This is a genomic window from Pseudomonas sp. BJa3 (assembly GCF_026343815.1).
Lineage (GTDB): Bacteria > Pseudomonadota > Gammaproteobacteria > Pseudomonadales > Pseudomonadaceae > Aquipseudomonas > Aquipseudomonas soli.
On record NZ_JAOXMC010000265.1, the window covers coordinates 1 to 264 of the forward strand.

Below are 264 nucleotides of genomic sequence, written 5' to 3' on the forward strand. Positions count from 1 at the left end.
GGAGGAAGCCCATGCCCATGTGGTCCTGCAGGTAGTTGCGTGTCTGCGGATCGGTGGTCAGGCGGTTGACGTCGCCGTGGTAGAACACCTGCCGCGGCAGCCAGTGGTTGGCGAACGCGTCCAGCCAGGGGTCCGGCGTTTCGATGCGCAGGCAACCTGCGCCGGTTTCGAGGTACGCGGCGCTGGCGTCCCGGGCGTCAGCGAAACCGTCCAGCGATAGATGCCGTGCGCGCAACTGGCGGATCTCGTCGTCATCGCGCGCGG

At 67.8% G+C, this 264-nt stretch carries 1 pseudogene; it reads right to left on the reverse strand.

The window, feature by feature from the left end:
- A pseudogene (locus tag OH705_RS27655) lies at window positions 1-264 on the reverse strand (NdvB protein); the annotation flags it as partial.